This is a genomic window from Microbacterium sp. P26 (assembly GCF_023712585.1).
GTDB classification, from domain to species: domain Bacteria; phylum Actinomycetota; class Actinomycetes; order Actinomycetales; family Microbacteriaceae; genus Microbacterium; species Microbacterium algihabitans_A.
The window spans coordinates 116,705-140,415 of sequence record NZ_JAMAXZ010000009.1 but is presented as its reverse complement, the minus strand read 5'-3'; the positions used below and the strand labels follow the sequence as shown (position 1 = coordinate 140,415).

General features: G+C 72.6%; 17 protein-coding genes. 10 read left to right on the top strand and 7 right to left on the bottom strand.

Annotated elements, in window-relative coordinates:
* Window positions 1-24: 24 nt before the first annotated feature.
* Window positions 25-1,563 (top strand): phosphotransferase, encoded by a 1,539-nt coding sequence (locus tag M3667_RS16170; RefSeq protein WP_251509547.1) that lies wholly within the window; start codon window positions 25-27, stop codon window positions 1,561-1,563.
* A gap of 243 nt (window positions 1,564-1,806) precedes the next feature.
* Here the strand turns inward: M3667_RS16170 and M3667_RS16165 are convergent, their stop codons facing one another.
* Both M3667_RS16165 and M3667_RS16160 read right to left on the bottom strand, forming a co-directional pair.
* Window positions 1,807-5,094 (bottom strand): ATP-dependent DNA helicase, encoded by a 3,288-nt coding sequence (locus M3667_RS16165; RefSeq protein ID WP_251509545.1) that lies wholly within the window; start codon window positions 5,092-5,094, stop codon window positions 1,807-1,809.
* Window positions 5,091-8,291 carry an ATP-dependent DNA helicase gene (locus tag M3667_RS16160; RefSeq protein ID WP_251509543.1) on the bottom strand — a complete coding sequence of 1,067 codons (3,201 nt, stop codon included), beginning with the start codon at window positions 8,289-8,291 and terminating at the stop codon, window positions 5,091-5,093. The genes M3667_RS16165 and M3667_RS16160 overlap by 4 nt, the downstream gene beginning before the upstream one ends.
* A 188-nt stretch (window positions 8,292-8,479) precedes the next feature.
* Here M3667_RS16160 and M3667_RS16155 point away from each other — a divergent pair, with 188 nt between their 5' ends.
* Both M3667_RS16155 and M3667_RS16150 read left to right on the top strand, forming a co-directional pair.
* The gene (locus tag M3667_RS16155) at window positions 8,480-8,704 is read left to right on the top strand and encodes a DUF3107 domain-containing protein (protein ID WP_144835131.1); all 225 of its coding nucleotides are present in this window, start codon (window positions 8,480-8,482) and stop codon (window positions 8,702-8,704) included.
* Between the two features lie 10 nt (window positions 8,705-8,714).
* Entirely contained in the window at window positions 8,715-9,002 is a 288-nt protein-coding gene (locus M3667_RS16150; protein WP_251509541.1) for a hypothetical protein, read from the top strand.
* 124 nt (window positions 9,003-9,126) lie between these two features.
* On the opposite strand, the gene M3667_RS16145 is transcribed toward M3667_RS16150, so the two are convergent.
* The gene (locus M3667_RS16145; protein WP_251509539.1) at window positions 9,127-9,843 is read right to left on the bottom strand and encodes a ferritin-like fold-containing protein; all 717 of its coding nucleotides are present in this window, start codon (window positions 9,841-9,843) and stop codon (window positions 9,127-9,129) included.
* 151 nt (window positions 9,844-9,994) lie between these two features.
* On the opposite strand from M3667_RS16145, the gene M3667_RS16140 reads away from it, so the two are divergent.
* Entirely contained in the window at window positions 9,995-11,452 is a 1,458-nt protein-coding gene (locus M3667_RS16140) for a DEAD/DEAH box helicase (protein ID WP_251509538.1), read from the top strand.
* A 109-nt stretch (window positions 11,453-11,561) separates the two neighbouring features.
* Here the strand turns inward: M3667_RS16140 and M3667_RS16135 are convergent, their stop codons facing one another.
* Window positions 11,562-12,422, bottom strand: a complete 861-nt coding sequence (locus M3667_RS16135) for a PHP domain-containing protein (RefSeq protein WP_230704838.1) — start codon at window positions 12,420-12,422, stop codon at window positions 11,562-11,564.
* A 228-nt stretch (window positions 12,423-12,650) separates the two neighbouring features.
* On the opposite strand from M3667_RS16135, the gene M3667_RS16130 reads away from it, so the two are divergent.
* From M3667_RS16130 to M3667_RS16120, 3 genes are all read left to right on the top strand, one after another.
* A complete protein-coding gene (locus tag M3667_RS16130; RefSeq protein ID WP_251509536.1) occupies window positions 12,651-13,682 on the top strand; it encodes an endonuclease/exonuclease/phosphatase family protein in 1,032 nt (343 codons plus the stop codon).
* A gap of 107 nt (window positions 13,683-13,789) precedes the next feature.
* A complete protein-coding gene (locus M3667_RS16125; RefSeq protein WP_251509534.1) occupies window positions 13,790-15,238 on the top strand; it encodes an aminopeptidase P family protein in 1,449 nt (482 codons plus the stop codon).
* Entirely contained in the window at window positions 15,235-17,445 is a 2,211-nt protein-coding gene (locus tag M3667_RS16120; protein ID WP_251509532.1) for a gamma-glutamyltransferase family protein, read from the top strand. Before M3667_RS16125 ends, M3667_RS16120 begins: the two co-directional genes overlap by 4 nt.
* A gap of 845 nt (window positions 17,446-18,290) precedes the next feature.
* Here the strand turns inward: M3667_RS16120 and M3667_RS16115 are convergent.
* A complete protein-coding gene (locus M3667_RS16115) occupies window positions 18,291-18,977 on the bottom strand; it encodes an alpha/beta family hydrolase (RefSeq protein ID WP_251509530.1) in 687 nt (228 codons plus the stop codon).
* On the bottom strand, window positions 18,974-19,909 hold the full coding sequence (locus tag M3667_RS16110; protein ID WP_251509528.1) for a general stress protein: 936 nt from the start codon (window positions 19,907-19,909) through the stop codon (window positions 18,974-18,976). The genes M3667_RS16115 and M3667_RS16110 overlap by 4 nt, the downstream gene beginning before the upstream one ends.
* Before the next feature lie 71 nt (window positions 19,910-19,980).
* On the opposite strand from M3667_RS16110, the gene M3667_RS16105 reads away from it, so the two are divergent.
* The 3 genes from M3667_RS16105 to M3667_RS16095 are packed head-to-tail and all read left to right on the top strand — an operon-like array spanning window position 19,981 to window position 23,038.
* A complete protein-coding gene (locus M3667_RS16105; RefSeq protein WP_251509527.1) occupies window positions 19,981-21,300 on the top strand; it encodes a magnesium transporter in 1,320 nt (439 codons plus the stop codon).
* Entirely contained in the window at window positions 21,300-21,893 is a 594-nt protein-coding gene (locus M3667_RS16100; protein WP_251509525.1) for a DUF1003 domain-containing protein, read from the top strand. The genes M3667_RS16105 and M3667_RS16100 overlap by 1 nt, the downstream gene beginning before the upstream one ends.
* Window positions 21,890-23,038 carry an Mrp/NBP35 family ATP-binding protein gene (locus M3667_RS16095; protein WP_251509523.1) on the top strand — a complete coding sequence of 383 codons (1,149 nt, stop codon included), beginning with the start codon at window positions 21,890-21,892 and terminating at the stop codon, window positions 23,036-23,038. Before M3667_RS16100 ends, M3667_RS16095 begins: the two co-directional genes overlap by 4 nt.
* A 259-nt stretch (window positions 23,039-23,297) precedes the next feature.
* Here M3667_RS16095 and M3667_RS16090 read toward each other — a convergent pair whose 3' ends face one another.
* Window positions 23,298-23,669: a Sec-independent protein translocase TatB gene (locus M3667_RS16090; RefSeq protein WP_144835148.1), complete on the bottom strand. Its 372-nt coding sequence runs from the start codon at window positions 23,667-23,669 to the stop codon at window positions 23,298-23,300.
* Window positions 23,670-23,711: the final 42 nt, after the last annotated feature.

Genomic DNA, 23,711 nt, shown 5'->3' with positions numbered 1-23,711 from the left:
ACGGGCCCGACCTACCCTGGGGGCATGGCACGCTCGCCCCTCATTTTAGCCGCGTCGGCGACGGCGGCCCTTCCCGGCACCGCCTTCACGAGCGTCAGTGCGCTGACCGAGAACACGGCCGGTCGCTTCGACGCCGCGCTCGCCCGGACGGCCGACGGGCGTGAGCTCATCGTGCGCATGCCCACCGACGACGACACCGCCGGCGAGCTCGCCGCCGAGGCGCGGGCCCTGCACGCCCTGACCGCCGGGGTGCGCGCCCTGCTGCCGTTCGCCGTGCCCGAGGTCGTCGGCGAAAGCGGCTCGGGCATCCAGCGCGTGCTGGTCGTCGACCGCATTCGCGGCTACCGCATCGACCCGGCGCACCTCCCCAAGGGACCGGGCTACGCACCCGCGATCGGTGGCGCCCTCGCCGCCGTGCACGCGCTGCCCGTCTCGATCGTGCGGACCGACGGACTGCCGGTGCGCTCGCCGGAGCAGGTCCGCGACGACGTGAAGCGCCTGCTCGACCGCGCCGACTCGACCGGACGCGTCAGCGACGACCTCATGATGCGCTGGCGCCGCGCGCTCGACGTCGACGATCTGTGGCGCTTCGAATCCGCCGTCGTTCTCGGCGGCGCGACGAGCACCTCGATCGTGCTGGCCGACGACGAGGACGAGATCCCGCACGTGGTCGGCATTCTCGACTGGGCCGGCCTCAGCGTCGGCGATCCCGCCGTCGACCTGCGCTGGTTGGCATCCGCGCCGCTCGCCGCCGACGACGTGCACGCCGGATACGCCGCCGCGGGCGACCGCTCCCCCGACCCCCTGCTGCGCGAACGCGCCCGCCTCTACGCCGAGCTCGAGTTCGCGCGCTGGCTCGTGCACGGGCACGACGCCGGCGAGACCGACGTCATCGACGACGCCGTCGCCCTGCTGACGGCGCTGGCCGACGGTGTGCGCGGCGACCAGATCGTGCCCGACACCCGCAGCGACATCGACGACGCGATGGCTCTCGTCGAGAGCTCGCCCGCGGTCTCCCCGTCCGACGGCGTCGACACCTCGATGCAGACCGACGCCTACGACCCCGAGGCGCTGTCGCTGTACCTGTCTGCCGAACGCGACCGCGCGGCCGCCGCAGACGCCCTGGCGCACGCCGAGGAATCGGATGACGACTCCGGCCCGATCCGCATCGACGACCTCCCCGCACGCGAGGACGACCCCGAAGCCACTGCCCCGCTCGAACTGAACGGATGGGACGGCCGCTACGACCCCGTCCACGGACCGGCGCTGCGCGGCGACACCGCCGCGACGTCGCTGTGGGGCAAGCCCGAAGAAGCTCGTCCGGCCGTGTCGGACGCCACCTCGTTCGGCGCGCGCGATAGCGAGAACGCCGCCTCGGCCGGTGCGCACGACGAGTCGTCGACCGACCGTCTCGACGGCCTGCCGCTCGATGGCGGCGCCGAGGGGCGGAAGGAGCGGGCGGATGCCGCGCACGACGACGCCCACGTGGACGACGAGGCCGATGCCGCCCGCGCGAGCCGCGCTGCGCTGCGCCGCTGGGGCGTGTCGGGCGACAACGCCTGAGGGGCGCGCTGTCGCACGCCCGACGAAGGCACCGACTTCACCCGCGCCGCGAGGCGGAGTGGTGCTCGCGGCGACTTCAACCCGGTGAGCGCTGAACCGTCGGGCGTCTCGTGCGCGCGCGTCTGAGCGTCGTGCCGCGTCGCCCTTCGCGCTACACCGTTCGAGGCTGATACTTCACCCGGTCTCCGGGTACCATGGCACGGAGCGACGTCGTGTTAATGCACCGAGCATCGCCCGAGCACCTCAGCCGCGCAGCACCAGCTCGTCGCCGACGTAGAACAGCGCGACGTCGATCAGGTCGATGTCGATGCCGTGCTTCGCGTGGTACGCGTCGCGGTACAGCTCGAGCTGCAGCATGCGCGACCGACGCTCGGCCTCGGACGAGGGCGGGCGACCGGTCTTCCAGTCGACGATCTCGTAGCGATCGCCGCGTCGGTAGACGGCGTCGAGCTTGCAGATGACGACATGCTCGCGTCCGTCGAGACGCGTCGTGACGAAGTCGATTTCGGTTTCGACCTCGAGCGGCCGGAGGCCGGCCCATTCCGACCGTTCGAAGCACTCGCGCAGTCGCTGGAGTTCCACGGCATCCGCCGCCGAAGCCCCCACGACATCATCGTCATCCCATAGGCCGTCGTCGTCGAGCCCGACCCCCGCCCCCACCAGACCCGAGCGCTGCTCGACCCACGCGTGGAACAGAGTGCCGAGGCGCGTCTGCCGGTAGGGGCGCTCGGGCATGGGGCGCCGCAGGTCTTCGACGGTGCCGCTGTAGTCGGCGACGAAGTCTTTAAACCGCGACGCCGGGATGCGCGTCGGGGCCGGTGCGTGCGTCGGACGCAGCCGATCGGCCCGCTCGGCGAGCAACAGCTCGAGGTCATCGTCGGGTGTCGCGGCCGGTTCGGCCCGCGCGGCGGCGACGGCGGACGCCGCGGCCGACACCGCGGTGCGTCGCGCCCCCAGCGGATCGAGCGGCCAGTGCAGCAGCCGACGTTCGCCGTCGTAGGGGTCGTCTCCGAGCTCGGACACCTCGAGGTCGATCGCGAGCGCCTCGGCCGCTTCGTCGAGGAAGACGCTGGGGCGTCGAGGCTTCTTGGTCCCCGACCAGCTGGACCCCGACAGCATCAGCAGATCGCGCGCCCGGGTGAAGGCGACATAGGCGAGACGGCGGTCTTCGTCGAGCTGGCGGGCGCGGTTGTCGGCCACGAAGGCGTCGATCGCGGCCTTCAGGTCTTGCTGCGTCTCGGCTCCGCGCCAGCCGAAGACCGGCAGCCACGCGGAATCGCCGCGGAACTCCGAGGGCAGGATGCCGAAGCCCAACCACCCCTTGGTGTCGCGCGGGAGCGACGGCAACTCGTCGGTGACGAGGCGGACCACGGCCACCGCGTCCCACTCCAGCCCCTTGGAGCCGTGGATCGTGAGCAGCTGAACGACATCGTCTTCGGGCGGCTCGGTGCGCGGGGCGAACTCGTCGGCCTGCTCGGCGTGGTCGAGCCATGCGAGCAGACTTGCGACCGAACCCGACTCATCGGCGGCGAGGAACCCGCGGATCTCGTCGACGAACGCTCGCAGCTGAGCCGACGCGATACGCGCGGGGCCGCGCGACTCATTCGCCGCGAGCTCGATGTCGAGACGCAGCTCGGCCTCGATCAGGCGGATCAACTCGGGGATCGGTGCCCCCACGCTGCGCCGTAGCGAGGCAAACACCGCTCCGGCCTCGCGCAGCCGCGCGCGCCCCTCGGGGGTGAAGTCGGTGAGCCAGCCGTGACCGTCGGTTTGCCGGGCGATGAAGTCGAGGGCGTCGACGAGCGAGGCGCGGTCGGCTCCGGGCGTCGAGCGGAGGCGGTCGACGACCTCGGGCCCCAGCGGCTGCAGCGCCACGTCGTGGGTGGCGAGGCGACGGGCGAGCTGCGCGAGGGCGCGAAGGTCGGCGAGTCCGATGGCCCAGCGGGGCCCGGACAGCAGGCGGATCAGGGCCGACCCGGCCTCGGGATCGCTTATCACCCGCAGAGTCGACACCACGTCAACCACCTCGGGGGTGGTGAGCAGACCGCCGAGTCCGAGGATGCGGTGCGGGATGCCGCGGCGTCCGAGCGCATCGCCGAAGCGGACCATGTGCTTCTTGCTGCGGAACAGCACCGCCCCGGTGGTCGCCTTGCCCTGGGCGGCGCGCGCGGCGCGGACACCGGCGAACCACGACGCCACGCGATCGGCCTCGGCGTCGAGATCGTTCTCGAACACGATCTCGACCACGCCTTGGGGCGCACCGGGACGGGAGCGCAGCTCTTCGACCGCGACGGCCGCCCGATCGGCGAGCGGGGCGAGCACCGCGTTGGCGGCGTCGAGCACCCGTTCGCTGTTGCGCCAGCTGGTCAGCAGAGCGAACTGGCGGCATCCGCCCTCGGGCGCAAACGCGGCGGGGAAACCGCCGAGGTTGCCGGCGCTCGCCCCGCGCCAGGCGTAGATGGCCTGGTGAGGGTCGCCCACCGCCATGACGCCGGTGCCGCCGAACAGCGTGGAGAGCAGGTCGGTCTGCACGACCGAGGTGTCTTGGTATTCGTCGAGCAGCACCACGCGGTACCGGGCCCGCAGCTCGGCGACGACGGCCGGGTGCTCGGTCGCGATCTGCAGGGCTCCCGCGACCTGGTCGGCGAAGTCCATGACGCCCAAGCGCGCCTTCTCGCGGTTGTAGTCGGCCGCGAGGGCCGAGAGCAGCGACAGCGCCGAGACCTTGGCCGCGGCGTCGCCGACCTCTTTGTAGACGGTCACGCGCGCGGTGGTCGAGGGGCGTTCGGTGATGCGCGCGAACTCCTCGGGGAAGGCGGCGAGTCGATCCAGGTCGACGAGGTTGTCGACGCCGTCGCGCGCGATCCGCAGCGCGGCGTCGATGAGGGTGCGCGGAGACTCCTGGCGCTCCTCGAGACGCGGGTCGTCGGAGGCGAACACCACGCGCCGCATCAACAGCCACGCTGCCGACTCGGACAACACCGCCGATTCGGCGTCGCGCCCGATGCGCAGGCCGTGCTCGCGCACGATGGCGTCGGCGAAGCTGTTGTAGGTCGACACCGTCGGACGGTGCAAGAGCTGGTCGCCGTCGTCGGGCACGCTTTCGCCCGCGCCGACCTCGGCGGCCAACGCGTCGAGGGCTTCGCGACGCGCGGCGTCGGCGCTGGCGCCCTCGAGCTGCGCGAGCTCGGCGAACACCGCGAGGCGTCCCGCCTCGTGCAGGGAGGGAAGTGCGGGCAGAAGCCCCCGGGCCTCGAACTCCGACAGGCGCTGCAGACGCCGGTGGATGCGCTCGGCGAGCTCTCCGGCGGCCTTGCGCGTGAAGGTCAGGCCCAGCACCTCGTCGCGGCGCACGAGCCCGTTGGCGACCAGCCACACGACACGGCCGGCCATGGTCTCGGTCTTGCCGCTGCCGGCACCGGCAACGACGAGGGCGGGCTCGAGCGGCGCCTCGATGACGGCCGTCTGCTCGAGGGTCGGGGGGAATTGGCCGAGGGCGGCCGCGATCGTCGCGGCGGACAACGTGGTCACGACGCGCTCACCGCCGACACCGTGTGGATGCGACAAAGCCCGTACGAGAACTCGTCGCGGCAGTGCACTTCGTACGGTGCCGCGAAGCTCGTGCCGCGCATGACGTCGACCGCACGCTGCACGCGCCCGACGAACTCCTCGCGCTGCGCGTCGTCGAACGGCGGCTGCGTCGGCTCGGCGTAGTCCTTCTTCGCCGCGCTCGGGCGCAGCACGAGCAGCTTGGCCCCGCCGGGGGGAAGCCCCTCGACCTGCTCGATCGCCCCCGACGAGAATGCCAACTGGTAAGCCGCGAGCTGCGGGTTGTCGGCGACCTTGAGGTCTGTCTGCGGCTCGTTCTTACCCGTCTTGAGGTCGACGATCACGACCTCTCCGGCCGGGGTCACCTCGACACGGTCGATGTCACCGCTGAGCACGGCGCCGTGCACGGTGGCACCGTCGGGCACGGCCGGGCCGTCGTCGACACCGTCGGCGCGCTGCCCGCCGACATCTGGAATGGGGATCGGCACCTCGAAGTGCCGCTCAGCACCCACGAGCCGACCGCCGGCGTCGTCGAAGCGCCGCAGGTAGGTCGCGAGGCGTCGCACGAGGTCGCGCGCACGCGTGCGCTCGGCCTTCTCGCGCCACGCGGCGTCGAACACCAGCTCGCCCCAGCGCTCGTCGACGACGGCCCACAGGTCTTCTTCGGATGACGAGGCCGCGGTCTCGAGCGCCGCGTGGATGATCGTTCCGATTCCGGCGGTCGTGCCGCCGCGGTCGCCGCCGAGGTCGGCGATCACCCAGTCGAGCTGGCACTCTTCGAGCGCGTGGAGGCGCGAGGGCGATACGCGCACGTCTTCGCGCGTGAGGTCGCGCAGCGGGGCCGATGAGCTCGGCGCCACGACGCCGTACCACTGCTCGGGAGCGGCCCCCGCGACTCCGGCGGCGGCCAGCAGCGCCAGCTGACCGGCGGCGTGCGTGCGCTCGGTCGCGGGAACACGCGCAGAGGTCAGCGAGCGGCGGTGGCGCGCGACGAGTCCGCGCAGCGACAGCGGGTGCTCGGGGATGGATGCCGCGGGCTGGGGCGCCGGCAGCATCTCGAACAGCACGCTGGGGCCGGTGTCGTCGTCGTCGACCGCGGTGACGATGAGCCGGGCGTCGGCGCGGCTGATCGCGCGGACGAAGAGCCGCAGCTCGTCGTGCATGGCGGCGCGGCGCCGATCGAGCATGCCGGCGGCCGGCAGGTCGGGGTGCTGCACGGCGTCGGCCAAACGCCAGGTCTCGAGGAGCCCGCCGCGCAGGCGCGTGTTGGGCCACACGCCTTCTTGGACTCCGGCGACCACGACGGTGTCGAAGTCGGTTCCCGCGGCCGCGGCCGGCGTCAGCACGCGCACGGTGTCGAGCACCGCGGGCTGTTCGATGCGGTCTTCGGCCACGTCGCTGTCGAGCACGCCGCGGAGGAACACCGACGCCTCGCCGTCGGGCTCGCGCTCGGTGAAGCGCTTGGCGGCCTGGAACAGCGCCACGATCGCATCGAGGTCGCGGTCGGCCTGCTCGGCGACGGGCCCGTGACCGCGGGCGGCCTCGCGCCACGTGCGGGCGAGCGCGCTTCGCTCCCACGCCGTCCAGAGCAGTTCGTGCGCCGTCGCGCGCTGCAGGGCCTGAGCCCGGAGCGCGGCCAGCGTCTCGCCCAACCGCACAGCCCGCCGGGCCTCGCGCGAGTCGATGGTCTCGAGCTCGAGAGGGAAGCGGACCCCTGAGACCAGCAGTTCGGTGGCGGAGCGGACTCCCCCGGCCCCGACCTCGTCGTGACGCAGTGCCGTGCGCAGGCGCCGGAGCTCGATGGGGTCGAGCCCGCCGAACGTGCCGAGGAGTGCGTCGACCACCTGCTCGGGAGCCCACTCTTCGGGGTCGCGCATGCCGAGCTCGACCAGCGCGACCAGATCGCGCACGGGACGCTGCACGCCGAGCGCGAGACCCGGACCGCTGGCCCGAGCCGGCACCTCCCGCGCCGACAGCTCGGCCTCAAGCGTGGCGACTTGTCGGGAATCGTGGGCGATCACGGCGCACCGCCCCCACGGCACGCCGTCGAGCACGTGACGCTCGCGCAGCAGGCGCGCGATGGCGTCGGCCTCTTCGGCGGGCGAACGCAACAGGTAGGTGCGCACCGAACCCTCGACCGGCGCGCCGAGCGGCGCTCGGCGATGCGCGACGACCCCGGCCGCGCCGATGCGCGACGCGACCTGCCGAACGAGGTCGACCTGTTCGGCGGTGCCGCGATGCGGGGTGCCGAGCGCCACCGTCGTGCCGAGTTCACGCGCCAGCCGGGCGAAGTTCTCGGGGGTCGCGCCGCGGAACGCGCCCGACCCCACGTCGGGGTCTCCGAAGGCCACGACCCCGATGCCGAGCGCCCGACAGGCCCGCAGCAGGTCGATTCCGCCGGAGGTGAGCTCTTGCGCGTCGTCGACCAGCACGCACTTCAGCGAGGCGAAACGGCCGAGCAGGTCGCGATCGACGAGCGCTTCGTCGAGAACTGCGACCGCCTCGCGCGCCAGGTCGGCCGCGTCGCGGTGCGCGCCGCGCATGGCCGCGCGCACCGCGCGGTATTCGTCGGCGAACGACGCGAGCGAGGCCCAGACCGGGAGCTCGTGCTGCACGGCGAGCTCGGCGAGGTCGGCGGAGGTGACTCCGAGATCGGTGCACTCCGCCAGGAACGCGCGCAGGTCACCACGGAACCCGCGGGTCGCGCGGATCGCCGACCCGAGCCAGGCCGGCCAGCGCGAGTGCCCCTCGGCCTCGTCGAGGGCGTCGCCGTCGAGCAGGTCGCGGATGATCTGGTCTTCGTCGCCGCCGGTGAGCAACTGCGGAGGCTCGCCCCCGCGGCGCACCTCGGCTCCGCGCACGAGCTGGAAGGCGAACGACGCCAACGACCGCGCGAGCGCACCGGCGGTGGCCTGGCCGACCGCGAGCGCGAGCCGGTCGCGCAGGGCCGTCGCCGCCGGCCGCGTCGGCGTCAGCACGAGCAGGTGATCGGGGTCGATTCCGGATGCCACGAGCCCGCGCGCCCGCGCCAGCAGAGCGGTCGTCTTGCCCGACCCCGGCGCCCCCACCACGACGCCGCTCGCCTCGGGCGCCCACGCCGCGACTGCGCGCTGATCGTCGTCGAGCGCGTGCCCGTCGACGGCGGAGGCATCGAGCTCAGCGGCATCCGGGATCTGCATGTCTCCACGCTAAACGCGACCTCCGACATCGGGTCGCGCGACGCCCGGAGGCCGCCGGGAACGGCCCCGAGCATCCGCGCGTTCGCCGTCCGCGAAGCGGGGCCCGCTCCGGGACGCGGTGTCGGAACCCTGCCCTAGAGTCGAATCACGCGCCGGGCCGACCGCGGCCCGCGGGGAAAGGACGCATCGTGGAGATCCGCATCGGCATCACCAACACCGGCCGCGAGCTCAACTTCGAGACGAACGAGAGCTCCGACGCCGTCAAGTCGGCCGTGGCCGCCGCTCTCGACAACTCGGCCAGCCACGTCTCCTTCACCGACGTGAAGGGCAACTCCTACCTCGTCCCCACCGCCAACCTAGCCTTCGTCGAGCTCGGCACCGAAGAGTCGCGCCGCGTCGGCTTCGTCGCCTGATCCCACGACCGTGCAGATCCTGCTCGGTGTGATCCTCGGAGCGGTGGTCGGCCTCGCGGCGCACGTCGCGTTGCCGCACCGCTCGCTGCGCGGAGCGGCGCTCGCGCCCCTCGCCGGGGCTGCGGCCGCGGCCGTCGTCTGGACGGCGCTCACCTGGGCGGGTCTGGGCGTCGACTCCCCGATCCTGTGGATCGTCGCCGTGCTCGCGCCGGCGCTCACGAGCGTCGTGCTCGTCACTCTCGTCAGCCGCGCTCGCCTCGCTCGCGACGAGGCCGACCGCGTGCGCCTGGCCGCCTGAGCTGACGAAAGCCCCCGGCGTGGGGCCTGAGCCGAAGCTGCTGCGAGATCGGCGCCGAACCCGCTGAGAGAAGGACTCCGCCTCACGACGGGGCCACGCCCCGACCCGCAGAGCCACTCCGCTCTCAGGCCGCGAGCCCCATGGCATCCATGCGCCGTGCGTGCGCACCCATCAGTTCGCTGAAGACGGGTTCGACCTTGGCTTCTTCGGCGCTGTCGAGGTGGCCGTGGCGCAGCGCCGCGCGGGCGACGAGCAGCGTGTCTCCGACGAGTCGACGGCCCCACAGCGCGAGCAGCCAGCGCCACTCCTCGTCGCTCTCGATCGTCTGGCCGAGGATGTCGACGATCGCCTGACGGTCGTCGTCGGCCTGGAGGATGCGCGCGACGCGACGGCCGGTCTCTCCGTAGCTCGACGACAGCGCGAGATAAAAGTCGTCGAGCATGCCCGCCGTGATGTGCACGGTGAGCATGGTCTCCTGCGGGCGGATGCCGTGCGTGTTGCGGCGGAACGCGTCGAGCGACTCGCGGAACGGCAGCATCAGCTGCGTCGGATCGGCCCCACGCTCGCGGATCACCGCGACGAGCTCCTGATGCTTGATCAGCGCCGCGCCGGCCGCGCGCGACAGCGACTCCTTCTCGGCGAGCTCGGGCGTCAGCGCGATCAGCTCGCTCAGCGTCTCGAAGAAACCGAGCTGCAGATAGGCGGCCTGTCCGAGGAAGGTCTCGACCTCGGGAGCGAGCTCCGCGAAGTCGACCCGCATGGCCTCGCCGAGGTCTCCGCGCGAGCGCAACTGCAGCGTGCGGCCCACCGGGCGCTGACGACGACGGAACCACTCGAACACAGACCACAGCCTAGGCGTCGGGGGCCCGCGAGACACGCCGGGTAGAGTGGAGGAGTCCCGGCGATGGATCGGGACCCCGCGCCTGTGGACGAGTGACGGCGTGGATACGACTCCCCCAGGCGGTCTCTCGCCGCCGGAACAGGCACGCACTATGACGACTTTCGCCGATCTCGGCGTCGACCAGGACATCGTCGACGCCCTCGCGACCAAGGGCATCACCGATGCCTTCCCCATCCAGGAGCAGACGATCCCCCTCGGCCTTCCCGGCCAGGACATCATCGGTCAGGCCAAGACGGGTACCGGAAAGACCTTCGGCTTCGGCATCCCCGTCGTGCAGCGCCTCGGACCCACCCCCGAGCCCGGCGTGAAGGCCCTCATCGTGGTCCCCACCCGCGAGCTCGCGGTGCAGGTCTACGAAGACATGGACATGCTGACCTCGAACCGCCCCACCAGCGTCGTCGCCATCTACGGCGGCAAGGCGTACGAGGGCCAGATCGACCAGCTCAAGGCCGGCGCGCAGATCGTCGTCGGAACCCCCGGTCGCCTCATCGACCTCGCCAACCAGCGCCTGCTCGACCTGTCGCACGCGACCGAGGTCGTTCTCGACGAGGCCGACAAGATGCTCGACCTCGGCTTCCTCGCCGACATCGAGAAGATCTTCTCGAAGGTCCCGCCGGTGCGTCACACGCAGCTGTTCTCGGCGACGATGCCCGGACCGATCGTCGCGCTCGCCCGCCGCTTCATGTCGAACCCCATCCACATGCGCGCCAACGACCCCGACGAGGGCCTCACGCAGGCGAACATCAAGCACCTCGTCTACCGCGCGCACTCGCTCGACAAAGACGAGGTCATCGCCCGCATCCTTCAGTCGGAGGGTCGTGAGAAGGCCGTCATCTTCACGCGCACCAAGCGCGCCGCGCAGAAGCTCATGGATGAGCTCGGCGACCGCGGCTTCAACGCCGCCGCCGTGCACGGCGACATGAGCCAGGAAGCGCGCGAGCGCTCGATGGCCGCGTTCAAGGCCGGCAAGAAAGACGTGTTGATCGCGACCGACGTCGCCGCCCGCGGTATCGACGTCAACGACGTCACCCACGTGATCAACCACACGATCCCCGACGACGAGAAGACCTACCTGCACCGCGCGGGTCGCACCGGCCGCGCCGGCAAGACCGGCATCGCGGTCACGTTCGTCGACTGGGACGACCTGCACAAGTGGGCGCTCATCAACCGCGCCCTCGAGTTCGGCCAGCCCGAGCCCACCGAGACCTACTCGTCGAGCCCGCACCTGTACACCGACCTCGACATCCCCGAGGGCACCAAGGGTCGCCTCGTCACCGCGCCGAAGGCCGTCGCGCCCAAGCAGGTCGAGAAGAAGAACGAGACTCCGGATGCGGAGGGCTCCCGCGGTCCGCGTCGTCGCCGCCGTGGCGACTCGGCGACGGGTGGCGCGACCTCGACCGACGCCGGCGCAGCCGACCGCTCCGAGGGCGGCGGCGGCACGCACGACGGTGCGGGCAAGGAGCACCACGACGGCAACGCGGCTCCGCGTCGCCGCCGTCGCCGCCGCAGCGGCGGTTCGTCGGGCGCCCCCACGGCCCCCGTCTCCTGAGCGACGCACGCTGAGACGGCGCCGATCCCCACCGCGGGGGTCGGCGCCGTCTCGCGTGGCGGCGGGGTCCCGGCATCCGGGATCTGGATTGCGCCGGGAGCGCCGCCGCCTAGGGGAAGACCGGTGCCGTGCCGCGGCCGAGGGCGAAGATGCGCGCGACCATGTCGTCGGCCGTCGTGTTCTCGCCCGGCATGTTGGGCTTGCCGAGACCGTGGTAGTCGCTCGAGCCGGTCACGATGAGATCGCGCTCGGCGGCGAGGTCGGCGAGCAGCGCCGTGGGCTCGGGGAGATTCTCGCGGTGGTGCAGCTCGAAGCCGGCGAGGCCCGCATCGAGCATCGCCGTCAACACGCTGTCGGGGAGCAGGGCGCGGCCGGCCGGGTGGGCGATGATCGGCACTCCGCCCGCGCCGACGACGAGCTCGACCGCCGTGACGGGATCGGGCGCGTACAACGCGACGTAGTAGTCGCCCGAGGGGTGAAGGATGCTCGCGAACGCCTCGGTCCGATCGACCACGATGCCCCGGGCGACGAGCGCGTCGGCGATGTGCGGGCGGCCGACCGTGGCGCCGTCGGTGGTCTGGGCGACGATGTCGTCCCACGCGATGTCGTAGTCGTGCGAGATGCGCTCGGCCATGATCTGCGCGCGGTCCAGACGCGATGAACGGATGCGATCGGTCATCGCCCGCAGGTCGGCGTCGTCGGGATCGACGAGGTAAGCGAGCAGGTGCACGCTGCGCCAGCGGTGTCGGGCCGACAGCTCCATGCCCGGCACGAACGTCATGCCGAGAGATGTCGCAGCCTCGGCGGCCTCGGCCCACCCCGACGTCGTGTCATGGTCGGTGAGCGCCGCGGTGTGCAGACCGTGCCGGTGCGCCGCGGCCATGACCTCGGCCGGGGGCTCGGTGCCATCGGAGTGCGACGAGTGCAGGTGCAGGTCGGTCGGTCCCTCGAATCGACGATGCTGCGGCACCCGTCGAGCGTATCGCGCCCGCCCTCGACGCGCGGGACGAGCGAGCGGCGCGGGACGGGCGAGCGGCGCGGTTCGGGGCAGGTTCTGCAGTTCGGGGCGGATATGTCGCGCCCCAATCTGCGAATCCCGCCCCGAACCTCCGAAGCACCCCGCGCAGCGGCCCGGCACTCGGGTGCCACCCGGGCGGCATCCGCCGATCTCCCAGACGGCTCACCTATGGTCGGGTGCGTGCGTCGATTGCTCGGTCTCCTGGTCGCGCTCGCCTTCGCGGCGGGCGCCGCAGTGCTGACGTGGCCCTCGGCGTTCGGGCTCGAGCGCACCTTCCCGCTCGCCCAGATCATCTCGTTCCGCGCCCCGATCGCCGCCGCGCTGCTGGCTGCGACCCTGCTGATGCTGCTGTTCGCGCTCATCCGGCCGATCCGCGCCCTCGCGCTCGTGCTGGCGCTGATCTTCGGCGTCTCGGGCGGCGTCAACGTCGCTCTGCTGAACCAGCGCGGCCTCGGCACCGAGACCCTGCCGGCCAAGACCGACACCAGCCTGCGCGTCATGACCTGGAACACCGCGGGCTCGGCGACCTCGGCGGAATCGATCGCGCAGTTCGCCGTCGGCATGCAGGCCGACGTGGTGACCCTGCCCGAGACGACCATCGACACCGGCGCCGAGGTCGCGAAGCTGATGCGCGACATGGGGCAGCCGATGTGGGCGCACCACGCCGAGTACGGCGAGTACGGCATCACGGGGTGGGATGCCACCTCGACCACCGTGCTCATCAAGCCCGAGCTGGGCGACTACTCGGTGATCCAGTCGTCGCTCGACGGCTCGAGCAACACCTCGACCGTGCCGAGCGCGGTCGCCATGCCCGTCTCGGGAAACGGGCCGATCATCGTCGCCGCACACGCCGTCGCCCCCCGCGAGGAGTACATGACGCAGTGGCGCAGCGACCTGCAGTGGCTGGCGGATCAGTGCGCGAGCGACAACGTCATCCTCGCCGGTGACTTCAACGCCACGCTCGACCACATGACCGGGATGGGCGTCGACGGCGGCACCCTCGGTCGCTGCCACGACACGGCATCCGACAGCGGAAACGGCGGCGTCGGCACCTGGCCCACGAACGCCCCGGCCCTGCTGGGCGCACCCATCGACCACGTGATGGCCACCCCCGATTGGGCCGTGTCGGGCTCCGTCGTCATGCGCACTCTCGACGGCTCGGGCAGCGATCACCGTCCGATCGTCGTGCAGCTCGAGCGCACCGGCGGCTGAGGCGACCCGCCCTCGCACGAGGCTCCGGATGCCACCCGCCCGGCGCCGCGTTCTCACCACGGCCGCGCATCCGTGCACAACGCGCGCGGCGGTGCGAGACTGGAACGATGGACGCCCCCTCCTCCACCGACACCGCCACGCAGACCGCCGTCGCCACGACCGCCGAGCCCCAGGCAGACGAGCAGAAGCTCGACGCCCCCAGCAACCGCAAGGCGCCGTTCCCCCGCGGCTTCCTCGACACGATCTCGACGGGCTGGGCCGAGCACCCCGCCGCGCTCCCCGAGCCGCGGGAGCAGGCGTCGTGGACGGCGCGCCGACGCGCGAAGGTTTCGGCGGCCTTCCCCGGCCAGCGTCTCGTGGTCCCCGCAGGAGGCCTCAAGCAGCGCAGCAACGACTGCGATTACCCCTTCCGCGCCCACTCGGCCTTCTCGCACCTCACCGGCTGGGGCAGCGACGCCGAGCCCGACGCCCTGCTCGTCTTCGAGCCGCGCGACGAGGGACACGAGGCCGTGCTGTACTTCCGCGAGCGTGCCGACCGCACGACGTCGGAGTTCTACTCGGATGCCTCGATTGGCGAGTTCTGGATCGGCCCGCGCCCCGCGCTCGACGGCGTGGCCGCCGACCTGGGCCTGGCCACCGCACACCTGTCGGACTTCGTCGCCGGCGACGACGACCGCACCGTCGGCGAAGACGATCAGCTGACGCGCTTCGTCTCGGAGCTGCGCCTGGTGAAGGACGAGTACGAGCTGGCCCAGATGGCCCTCGCCGTCGAGGTCACCGGCCGTGGATTCGACGACGTGATCGCCGAGCTCCCCCGCATCATCGAGCACCCGCGCGGTGAGCGCATCGTCGAGGGCGTGTTCCACCAGCGCGCCCGCAGCGACGGCAACAGCGTCGGCTACGACACCATCGCCGCCTCGGGTCCGCACGCCTGCTACCTGCACTGGACGCGCAACGACGGACCCGTCAAGCCGGGCGATCTGATCCTGCTCGACGCGGGCGTCGAGGTCGACAGCCTCTACACCGCCGACATCACCCGCACGCTGCCGGTGTCGGGTACCTTCACCGACATCCAGCGCCGCATCTACGAGACCGTGCGCGAGGCGGCCGACGCCTCGTTCGCCGCAGCCAAGGTGGGCGTGCCGTTCCGCCGCCTGCACGAGGCCGCGATGGAGGTCATCGCCGCACGCGTCGCCGAATGGGGCCTGCTGCCCGTCACCGCCGAAGAGGCACTCGACGCCGACAACGGCGGCCAGCACCGCCGGTACATGGTTCACGGCACGAGCCACCACCTCGGCATCGACGTGCACGACTGCGCGCAGGCACGGCGCGACATGTACTACGACGGACTGCTCGAGCCCGGCATGGTCTTCACGATCGAACCCGGCCTGTACTTCCAGATCGACGACCTCACGGTTCCCGAGGAGTACCGCGGCATCGGCGCGCGCATCGAGGACGACATCGTGATGACCGCCGACGGACCCGTCAACCTCTCAGCCGGCATTCCGCGCACGGCCGACGAGGTCGAGGAGTGGATCGCCCGGCTCAAGCGATGACGTTCGCGCCGGTGGCAGCGTTCACCACCCGGCCGACCCTGCGGGGCACGTTCGGCATGTCGGCCTCGACGCACTGGACGGCGACCGCCACGGCGCAGTCCGTGCTCGAGCGCGGCGGCAACGCGTTCGATGCGGCGGTCGCCGCGGCGTTCGTGCTGCACGTCGTCGAGCCGCACCTGAACGGCCCCGGAGGCGACCTCGTCGCCCTCATCCGGCCCGCGGGCGCGGCGGAACCCGTTGTGCTCATGGGCCAGGGCCCGGCGCCCGCGCGCGCGACGATCGAGCACTTCCGCGGCCGTGGCCTCGACCTGGTGCCCGGAGCGGGAGGTCTCGCCGCCGCCGTGCCGGGAGCCGTCGACGCGTGGCTGCTGCTGCTGCGCGATCACGGCACGTGGGAGCTCGGCGACGTGCTCGCCTACGCGACCGGGTACGCCCGCGATGGGCACCCGCTCGTGGCGGGGGCCGCGGCGACGATCGCCCGGGTCGCCGAGCTGTTCCGCGACCACTGGCCGAGTTCGGCGGAGCGGTGGATGCCGGAGGGCACGCCTCCCGCCGCCGACTCGCTGGTGCGCAACCCGGCGTACGCCGACGTGCTCGACGGACTGGTCGCGGCGGGGGCGCGGGGCGAGGGAGCGCAGGGCGGCGACGCGTCAGGCACGCACGCGTCGCGCGGCCACGCGTCGGACGGTCATGTGTCTGACACGCGCGCGTCGCGCGGCCACGCGTCGGGCGGGCACGCGTCTGGCGGGCACACGTCGGACCGTCACGTGTCTGACGCGCGCGCGTCGCGCGGCCACGCGTCGGGCGGGCACGCGTCTGGCGGGCACACGTCGGACGGTCACGTGTCTGACACGCGCGCGTCGCGCGGCCACGCTTCGGGCGGGCACGCGTCTGGCGGGCACACGTCGGACGGTCACGTGTCTGACACGCGCGCGTCGCGCGGCCACGCGTCGGGCGGGCACACGTCGGACGGCCACGTGTCTGACACGCGCGCGTCGCGCGGCCACGCGTCGGGCGGGCACGCCTCGGACACGCCCAGGCGAAGCGCCCCGGGGCGGGCGGACGACCGTGCCGCGCGCATCGACGCGGCCCGTGAGCACTGGATGACCACCGTGCTGCCCGAGGCCGCGGCCTTCATCGCGCAGCCGCACCGGCACGCCGACGGCGCCGATCATCCCGGCATCCTGGATGCTGACGATCTGGCCACCTGGCGCGCGTCCTTCGAGCCCGCCGTGTCGACGAGTTTCCGTGGGTGGGACGTGTTCAAGGCCGGAACCTGGACCCAGGGACCCGCTCTGCTGCACACCCTTCGGTTGATCGACGACGCCGACGACCTCGACCCGTCGTCGATCGAGGGAGCGCACCTGCTGCTCGAGGCGCAGAAGCTCGCCTACGCCGATCGCGACGCGTGGTTCGGCGACGCGGGCGGAGCCGTCGACATCGACGCCCTGCTCGCCGACGACTACATCGCCGCCCGGCGGGCCTTGATCGGGCGCGAGGCCTCGGCCGCGTGGCATCCGGGATCCCCCGAGGGTCGCGACCCGGTGCTCCCGCCGCTGCGCACCGACCACGCGAGCACCGACGGTTCGACCGGAGAGCCCACGGTCGACCGATCGGGGCAGACCCGCGGCGACACGTGCCACCTCGACGTGATCGACCGGTGGGGCAACGTCATCTCGGCGACCCCGTCGGGCGGCTGGTTGCAGTCGTCTCCGACCGTGCCGTCGCTGGGCTTCTGCCTGGGCACGCGCCTGCAGGCGACGTGGCTGGTGCCGGGGCACCCGGCCTCGCTGACTCCCGGCCGCCGCCCGCGCACCACGCTGACCCCGACCCTGGTGTCGCGCGGCGACGAGGTGATCGCGATCGGCTCCCCCGGCGGCGACCAGCAGGACCAGTGGCAGCTCACGGTGCTGCTGCGCATGCTCGTCGGCGGATACAGCGCTCAGCAGGCGATCGACGCGCCGAACCTGAATATCACCGCGCTCATCGACTCGTTCTGGCCGCGCACGTGGGTGCCCGCGGGGGTGGCCGTCGAGGACCGGCTGGGCGAGCAGGTCATCGAGGCTCTCGAAAAGCGCGGGCATCGGGTGCGCCGGGCGGGCGACTGGGCCCTCGGCCGCGTCACCGCCGTCGGGCGCGGAGCCGACGGCGTGCTGTGGGCCGCGGCGAACCCCCGCGGGGCGCAGGGCTACGCGGCCGGGCGCTGACGCGGAGGGGCGTGATGCGGCGCGACGCGAGGCTGTGGCGGGGGCGGCGCCGGGCGGCAGCGGAGGGGCGACCCGGACACAACTCCGGAAATTTCGACGCACGCGGGGCCTCCGCGCCCTCCCCGGCGCGAAATTGCAGGAGTCGTACACCGCGCCGACGCCGAAACTCCTGCGTTACGTTCGCGCCCGTGAAACCCCCGCGCGGCGCCGGACGGACTCCGGGGCGCTGACGCCTGAAGCTGCGACTCTCCGCGGCACCCGGCAGGGGCGACGCGGACCCGGACACAACTCCGGAGATTTCGACGCACCAGCGGCCTCCGCGCCCTCCCCGGCGCGAAATTGCAGGAGCCGTGCACCGCGCCGACGCCGAAACTCCTGCGTTACGCCCGCCGCGACGAGGCGCGGCGCCGGGCGGAGTCAGGGTCGGCGCCGGGCGGAGTCAGGGTCGGCGCCGGGCGGAGTCAGGGCGCGGGGCCGGGCGGAGTTAGGGCGCGGCGCCGGGCGGAGTTGGGGCGCGGGGCCCGGACACAACTCCGGAGATTTCGACGCAGCAGCGGCCTCCGCGCCCTCCCCGGCGCGAAATTGCAGGAGTTGTGCACTGCATCGACGCCGAATCTCCTGCGTTACGCCCGCCGCGGCAAGGCGCGGCGCCGGGCGGCGCCGGGCGGCGTCAGGGTCGGCGCCGGGCGGAGTCAGGGGCGCGGGGCCCGGACACAACTCCGGAGATTCGACGCACCAGCGGCCTCCGCGCCCTCCCCGGCGCGAGATTGCTGGAGTCGTGCATTGCACCGACGTCGAAACTCCTGCGTTACGCCCGCCGCGGCGGAGCGCCGACGTCCAGCGCGTCAGAGCGAGCGCGCGAACTCCGCGATGACCGGGGCCAGCGCCGCACCGATCTCATCGGCCGGGCGCCGCGCGCCCTTCACCTCGAACGAGTGGTTGCCGCCGGCGATCCAGTGCACCGTGGCGTTCTGGCACGAGGCCACGACCTCGTCGAACTGCGCCCGCGGATCGATGAACGGGTCGTTCTCGCCCTCGACGAACAGCTGCGGAACGGCGACGGCGGGCAGGTGCTCGCGGCGCGGCTTGTCGGGCCGCCCGGGCGGGTGAAGCGGATACCCGAGGTAGGCGAGACCGGCGGGAGCGATCACGCCCTCCGCCGTGGCCACGGATGCCATGCGCCCGCCGTACGACTTTCCCACGGCCGCGTACGGGCCCGAAGCGTTCGCGGCGAGCCAGGCCTCAACGCCGGTCCACGTCGCCACCGCGTGCGGCGCGGGCCCGGGCATGCGTCTCCCCGCCTCGACGTAGGGGAAGACGAAGCGCAGCACCGAGACTCCCGCGGCGGCCAGCGCATCGGCGAGACCCGCGAGGAACGGGTGGTTCATGCCCGCACCGGCGCCGTGGGCGAGGGCGACCACGGCATCGGTTCCGGATGCCGCGGACCACAAGCCCGACACCTCCGTCGCCCCGGTCGGCAGGGCGACCGGAATGCGGACCGGCGCGGCGACCGGCGCGGGCTCGGGCGTCACCGCTCGGTCGGGTGGGAGCCGTCGGGCGCGGCCTCGCGGGGCTGCTCGCCCTGCGGCTCGTCGGCACGCGCCTCGTCAGCGCGCGGCTCTGCCGAGCGCGGCTCGGCCGGGCGCGGCTCCTCGGCACGCGCCTCGTCAGAGCGGGGCTTGTCAGTGCGCGGCTCTGCCGGGCGCGGCTCGGCCGGGCGCGGCTCGGCCCGGCGCGGCTCGGCCCGGCGCGGCTCTTCAGCCCGCGGCTCGTCAGCACGCGGCTCGCTCGGGCGCGGCTGCGTCACCGGGGGCTTCGGCGTGATCCGCTCGCCATAGCGCGGGGGCTCGTCGTCGTGCGTGGGCGTCGACGAGGGCACGGGCGGACGCGGAGGAGCCGACGGGGCGTGCGAGCCGGGCGCCACACGCTCGCCGTACTGGGGCGGAGCGGCATCCGTCGACGTCGGACGCGAGACCACGGTGCGTTGACCCGAGCCGGTCGGCCCGACGATCCCGCGGGCCTTCTGCGCGCTGCTGGATGCGACGCACACGTCGTAGTGGTCGGCGGCGACCTGCATGACCGAGGCGAAGTCGCGGCGGCGGCGCACGATCGAGTACGTGCCGAGGCTCAGCAGCATGCCGAGCGCCATGCCGACGAGCAGCACGCCGATGAAGGCCGAGATCTGCACCGTCGGGGTGCCCAGCACGAAGATGAAGGCGAAGAGCAGACCGAGCATGAGGCCGTTGAGCGCACCCGAGCGGGCGGCGGTGGCATAGCCGAGCTTGCCGGTGATGCGTTCGATCGACCGCAGGCCCGACCCGACGATCACGATGTCGCGCGCGGGCACCTCGCCGGCGATCAGCGACGAGACCGCCTTCTGCGCCTGCTCATAGGTGGGGAACGAGGCGATCTTGTCGCCGACCTCGTCGCGTCCGGCACCCGGACGCTGCGCGAACATACTCATTTCACCATCCTGTCACGCGCGCCTGACCGTTCCCGAGGTGTTGCAGACGAGGCGCGGACTACGCTGTACCGGTGAGCACGCAAAGGGTTTTCGTCGCCCGCTTGGCGGGCTGCACGGTGTTCGACCCGGCGGGAGACCGTCTGGGCAAGGTGCGCGACGTCGTGGTGATCTACCGCGCGTCGGCGGCGCCGCGCGTCGTGGGCCTCGTCGTCGAGATCCCCGGCCGTCGACATGTGTTCGTGTCCATCGGACGCGTCACCTCGATCCAGTCGGGCCAGGTCATCACGACGGGCCTCATCAACGTGCGCCGCTTCCAGCAGCGCGGCGGCGAGGTGCGGGTGATGGCCGAGATGCTCGGTCGCCGCGTGAGCCTCGTCGACGGCTCGGGCACCGCGGTCATCGAAGACGTCGCGATCGAGCGCAACCGCCTCGGCGAATGGGACGTGGGGCAGCTGTTCCTGCGTCGCCCCCGCACGAGCGCGTCGCCCTTCGCCAAGGGCGCGACGACCTTCGCCGCGTGGACCGAAGTGCGCGAGAACCAGGCCCCCGGTGAGGCCCAGTCGGCCGAGCAGCTGGTGGCGACCTACTCCGAGCTCAAGCCGGCCGACCTCGCGAACACCCTGCTCGACCTACCCGAAGAGCGCCTCATCGAGGTCGCCGAAGAGCTCAGCGACGACCGCCTCGCCGACGCGCTCGAAGAGATGCCCGAAGACGAGCAGGTGCACATCCTCGAGCAGCTCGGCGACGAGCGCGCCGCCGACATCCTCGACGCCATGGAGCCCGACGACGCCGCCGACCTGCTGGGCCAGCTGCCCGAGTCGCGCTCCGAGCAGCTGCTCGAACTCATGGAGCCCGAAGAGGCCGACGACGTGCGCGCCCTGCTGCAGTACGGCCCCGACACCGCCGGTGGCCTCATGACGCCGGAGCCCATCGTGCTGTCGGCCGATGCCACGGTGGCCGAGGCCCTCGCGCTGATCCGCCGGCACGAGCTGCACCCCGCCCTCGCGGCATCCGTGTTCATCACCCTCCCGCCGTACGAGACGCCCACCGGGCGCCTGCTGGGCACCGTGCACTTCCAGCGGATGCTGCGCTACCCCCCGCACGAGCGCCTCGGCGCGATCATCGACGACACGCTCGAGCCCGTGCCCGCCGACGCCACCGCGGCCGAGGTCGCGCGCCTGCTCGCGAGCTACAACCTCGTGTCGCTGCCGGTCGTCGATCAGGCGCACCGCCTCGTCGGCTGCGTGAGCGTCGACGACGTGCTCGATTACCTGCTGCCCGACGACTGGCGCACGCACGACAGCGATGATCCGAAACCCAAGGCGACGATCAGACCCACGCACACGTCGAGCATTCCGACCCAGATCCCCCAGACCCCGAGGAGGCGCTGATGGCACGCAACAACCGCACCCCCGCCCTCGATGCGCCCCGCGGCCGCACCGGCGTGCTCGCCCCGCGGGCACCGCAGCCCTCTCGTGACCGCTTCGGCCGCTTCACCGAGTGGGTGGCCCGCGCGATGGGCACGCCCACGTTCCTGCTGTCGCTGACGCTGTTCTGCGTGCTGTGGATGGGCTGGAACTCGCTCATGCCCGACGAGCTGCGCTTCGACTCGGCGGCGATCGGCTTCACCGCCCTGACCCTCGTGCTCTCTCTGCAGGCGTCGTACGCCGCTCCCCTGATCCTGCTCGCGCAGAACCGTCAGGACGACCGCGACCGCGTGCAGATCGAGCAGGACCGTCAGCGTGCCGAGCGCAACCTCGCCGACACCGAGTACCTGGCCCGCGAGATCGTAGCGCTGCGCATGGCCGTGCGCGATCTGACCGACGAGGTCATCACGAAGGACACGCTGCGCGCCGAGCTGAAGGCGGCGCTCGAGCGTCTCGACGACGACGACACCGCGCGCTCCGATTCGGGGCGGACGGATGCCGCTCGGGGCGAGACCCGCCGCGGAACGCACTCCGAGCCCGCGCGGCCCGGCTCGTGAGCATCGTCCTCGCCGAGCGGGTCCGTTCCGCCGTCGCCGCGGTCACCGATCCGGAGCTTCGGCGCCCGCTCGGCGAGCTCGGCATGCTGCGCGAGATCACCGTCTCGGGCACCACGGCCGAGGTGGGCATCGCGCTGACGATCGTCGGATGCCCGGCCGCCGACCGCATCGAAAGAGACGTGGCGGATGCCGCGGCCTCGGTCGACGGCATCGACGCGGTCGACGTGCGGGTCGGTGTGATGTCGCCCGACGAGCGCAAGGCGCTGACCGAGAAGCTCCGCGGCGGACGGGCGAAGCGCGAGATGCCCTTCGGCCCCGACTCGCTCACCCGCGTGATCGCCGTGACCAGCGGCAAGGGCGGGGTCGGCAAGTCGACCGTCACGGCGAACCTGGCCGTCGCCCTCGCCGCGCGCGGGCTGCGCGTGGGTCTGATCGACGCCGACGTGCACGGGTTCTCGATCCCGGGTCTGCTCGGCCTCGTCGACGCCGACGGGCTGCCGCCCGCGCCGACCAAGCTCGACGACCTGATCCTCCCGCCGGTCGCCTACGGCGTGAAGGTCATCTCGATCGGGATGTTCCTGCGCCGACCCGGTGAAGAAGCGGCCGGAGCGGTCGCGTGGCGCGGGCCCATGCTGCACCGCACCGTGCAGCAGTTCCTCACCGACGTGTTCTTCGGCGACCTCGACGTGCTGCTGCTCGACATGCCGCCCGGCACCGGCGACGTCGCGATCTCGGTGGGCCAGCTGCTCCCCCACGCCGACGTGCTCGTCGTCACCACGCCCCAGGCCGCGGCGGCCGAGGTCGCCGTGCGCTCGGGACTCGTCGCGCGTCAGACCGGCCAGCGCCCCATCGGGGTCATCGAGAACATGGCCGCACTGACCCTCCCCGACGGCACCGTGCTCGACCTGTTCGGCTCCGGCGGCGGAGCAGAGGTGGCCCGCGCACTCTCGAGCGACGGCGTCGAGGTGCCCCTGCTGGCATCCGTTCCCCTCAGCACCGCGCTGCGCACCGGTGGCGACGACGGCCGCCCGGTCGTGCTCGCCGATCCCGGCGACCCGGCCGCTCGCGCGATCGACGCTGCGGCCGCAGCCCTGGCCGTGCGCCCGCGTGGGCTTTCGGGCAAGCCGCTGCGCCTCAGCGTCTGACGCGCGCGGCCGCCCAGGTGGCTGAGGCCGTCGCACCGAGGTGGCTGAGCCTGTCGAAGCCACCGCAACCCGCGCAGGCCCGGCACAAGGTGGCTGAGCCTGTCGGAGCCACCGGAGCCTCGCGCCAGGTCCGTCCCTCCGACAAGCTCAGGGACCTCCGCAACCCAGGTGGCTGAGCCCGTCGAAGCCACCGCAACCCGCGCACGCCAGGTCCCTTCGGCACGCTCAGGGACCTCCGCCGCCTCGAGGACCTCGCGCGTCAGGTCGCTTCGTCGTCGAACGGAGGTCGCTCACCGGCCACGAACGGCGTCGTGTCGGGCTTCTCTCGGGCCGCGAGGGCGGCGGCACCGGCCGCGCGCATGGTCGCGGTGGGGGTGTCGTCAAGCAGCGCCTCGCGGATGATGCGGCGCGGGTCGTACTGACGCGGGTCGAGCTTCTTCCAGTCGACGTCGTCGAACTCGGGGCCCATCTCGTCACGCATGCGCGTGCGGGCACCCTGCAGGGTCTCCTTCGCGCGCTTGGTGAACTTCGCGAGCGCCTCGGCGTACCGCGGAAGTCGCTCGGGGCCGACGAGCAGGGCGGCGATCACGCCGATCAGCATCAGCTTCTCGATCGTGAGGCCGAAGAACATGCGTCCAGATTACCGGCCGCGCCTGGAGGTCGAGGCACCCCC